This is a genomic window from Streptomyces phytophilus, from assembly GCF_013870535.1.
Taxonomy (GTDB): domain Bacteria; phylum Actinomycetota; class Actinomycetes; order Streptomycetales; family Streptomycetaceae; genus Streptomyces; species Streptomyces phytophilus.
Map to the genome: position 1 here is coordinate 1 of NZ_JACBXC010000775.1, position 2,900 is coordinate 2,900.

Here is a 2,900-nt window from a genome sequence, read left to right on the forward strand (position 1 = left end):
GGCTCGGCGACGTCATCGTGGACCACGCCGACGAACTCGCCCGGCTGGAGACCCTGGCGAACGGCAAGCCGCTGGCGGCCACCCGCGGCGAGGTGCGCGCACTGGCCCGCTGGTACCGCTACTTCGCCGCCGCGGCCGAGACCCTCGACGACCGCCACCGCACCCTCGGCGCCACCACCGACGCGCTGATCCGGCACGAGCCGCTGGGCGTCGTCACCGCGTTCACGCCGTTCAACGGCGCGCTGTCGCTGGGCTCGTGGAAGCTCGCCCCGGCGCTGGCCGCGGGCAACACCGTCGTCCTCAAGCCGCCGCCGCACGCCCCCGCGTCGTCCGTACGGCTGGCGGAACTGGCCCTGGACGCGGGGCTGCCGCCCGGCGTCGTCAGCACCGTCATCGGCGGCGCGGAGGAGGGCGGCCGGCTGGTCGAGCACCCGGACGTGGCGATGGTGACGTTCACCGGCAGCACCGCGGTCGCCCGAACCCTCGGGGCGCGCGCGGCGGGCCTGATGAAGCGCTACGTCTGCGAGGCCGGCGGCAAGTCCGCGCACCTCGTCTTCGCCGACGCCGACCTGGACGCCGCCGTCACCGCCGCCCGCCAGGGCGCGTTCTCCGCCGCGGGCCAGACGTGCGTCGCGGGCTCGCGGATCCTCGTACAGCGGGAGGTGTACGAGGAGTTCCTCCGCCGGTACGCGGACGCCGTCGGCCGCCTGCGGGTGGGCGACCCCGCGGACGCGGGGACCCACGTGGGCCCGGTGGCGTCGGCGGCGCAGCTGGAGCGGATCGAGGGCTACGTGGCCGACGCGCTGGCGGGCGGAGCCCGCGCCCTGACCGGAGCCCGCCGGGCACCGGTGGCGCCGGACCTCAAGGAGGGCCACTGGTACGAGCCCACGGTCCTCGTCGACGCGGCCCCCGACGCGGCGGTCTGCCGCGAGGAGGTCTTCGGCCCGGTCGTCACCGTCCACCCCTTCGACACCGACGACGAGGCGGTCGAGATCGCCAACGGCGTCGAATACGGCCTGGCCGCCGGCCTCTGGACCCGGGACGCCGCCCGCGCCCACCGGGTGTCCCGCCGGCTCCACGCGGGCGTGGTCTGGGTGAACACGTACCGCCTGCTGCACTGGAGCGTCCCCTTCGGCGGCTACAAGCAGTCCGGCCTGGGCCGGGAGAACGGCGTCGAGGCGGTCGCCGAATTCCTCCAGACGAAGTCCGTGGTCACCGAATACGGCACGCCGGCGGACCCGTTCGGCGCCTGACGCTTTCCCCGCACGACGAGACGACAGGAACCCCATGGAATTCCTCATCAACATACGCATCACCTGGCCCGAGGGCATGGACCCCGAGTACAAGGACTCCGTCTCCCAGGCCGAACGCCGCCGCGCGGCGGAACTCGCCGAGGCGGGCCACCTGGTCCGCATGTGGCGGGTCCCGGGCCGCACGGACAACTGGGGCCTGTGGCGGGCGGCGGACCCGACGGAGATGCACGCGATCATCTCGTCGCTGCCGGTGTGGCCGTGGATGGACGTCACGGTCCACGCCCTGGCGGTCCACCCGGTGGACCCGAAGGCGGCGGAGGTGTGAGGGGCGGGAGAGGCCAGTTGATGATCACTCGAAGGAGTGGTTCGTCACGTAATGTGATCCATCCGCGCCCGGGTGGGTGAAGCTGGCGCTCACCTGGAAAGTACGTCGGCTGACCCCCGGCCCGTCCGCGGCGGCGACTCGTCACTCCGAGCGTAGGGCCGTTGCCGTGCGGGTGGCTGCTGCCCAGGTGGCGGGGAGCAGGGCGCCCGCGGTGGCTATCGCCACGCCTGCCAGGGCCAGGAGGAGCAGGTGTGCGGGCGTGTAGATGCCGACCAGGGCGTCCGGGATGTTCGTGCCGACCGAGCGGCCCATCTCCGGGACCACGTAGTGGTGCAGGGCCACCCCCAGGGGGACGCCCGCCGCGCCCGCGGCCAGGCCGATGCCCGCGACCGAGGTGAGGACCATCGCGACCGTCTGCCTCGGGCTCATGCCCAGGGCCTTGAACACGCCCAGGTCGTGGACCCGTTCGCGGGTGTCGAGGACGACGGTGTTGAGGACGCCCAGGCAGGCCACCGCCACCAGCATCGCCGTGAGCATCACGATCAGCGCCTGCATGGCGACGATCACCGGGGACTCCTCGTCGTTCTCGGAGAAGGTCCCCTCGGCGCCCAGCGGCTCCAGGTCGGCGTTGAGCGCTTCGAGGTAGGCGCCCCGGTCGGTGCCCGGGACCAGGTCCACCGCCCACTCGGCGGGTTCGAGGTCGGGCACGAGGGCGGCCACGGAGGCGTACGCGGTGCGGACGGCCATGCCCTCGTCGCCGAGGTCGAAGACCTCGCCGACGATGCGGAGTGCGGCCGTGCGGGTGCCGTCGCGGAGGGTCACGGTGTCGCCTATCTCGGTGCCGGTGGCCGCCAGGAAGCGGGCGGGTGCGACCGCCTCGCCGCGGGCGGCGAACCAGCGGCCGGCGGCGAGGCGGTGCCCGTCGGCGGGGGCCTTGCCGCGGTACGTGACCAGCGGTACGGCGCCCTTCCTGCCGGTGACCGTCACGTCCGCTTCGGCGGTGGCGAAGTAGTGCTCCGTCTCCTCGCGGGCCCCGATCGCCGCGGCGATCTCCTTGGCGGGGGCGGTGGATCCGGTGGGGGAGGCGGGTGCGGGCGAGGGGGCCGGTTCCGCGCCGGGGGGTGCCTCTTCGTGCCCGGCCGAAGGGCCCGGGGCGCCCGGAGCGCCCGGGGCGCCGGGCGGGCCAGGACCCGTCATCCGGTGCACCATCACGTCCCCCGTCGCATCCGGCGTCCCCTCCCGCTCCAGGGCCAGCAGCGACGTCCCCAGGCCCACCGCGAACGTCACCGCCAGCGCCCCGATCGTCACCGCCGCCGCCACCG

Annotated in this window: 3 protein-coding genes; 2 read left to right on the forward strand and 1 reads right to left on the reverse strand. The window is 74.6% G+C overall.

Going from position 1 to position 2,900, the window contains the following annotated elements:
* Positions 1-1,253, forward strand: a 1,253-nt coding sequence (locus H5J30_RS25055; protein ID WP_181789625.1) for an aldehyde dehydrogenase family protein, incomplete at its 5' end; no start/stop codon positions are given.
* Positions 1,254-1,287: 34 nt separating this feature from the next.
* The gene (locus tag H5J30_RS25060) at positions 1,288-1,578 is read left to right on the forward strand and encodes a muconolactone Delta-isomerase (protein ID WP_018839378.1); all 291 of its coding nucleotides are present in this window, start codon (positions 1,288-1,290) and stop codon (positions 1,576-1,578) included.
* A 141-nt stretch (positions 1,579-1,719) separates the two neighbouring features.
* Here H5J30_RS25060 and H5J30_RS25065 read toward each other — a convergent pair.
* A partial coding sequence (locus tag H5J30_RS25065; RefSeq protein ID WP_181789626.1) for an ABC transporter permease occupies positions 1,720-2,900 on the reverse strand: 1,181 nt, incomplete at its 5' end.

Coding starts and splice junctions, on each gene's coding strand:
- H5J30_RS25060 (WP_018839378.1), top strand. CDS start 1,288: ATGGAATTCCTCATCAACATACGCATCACCTGGCCCGAGGGCATGGAC.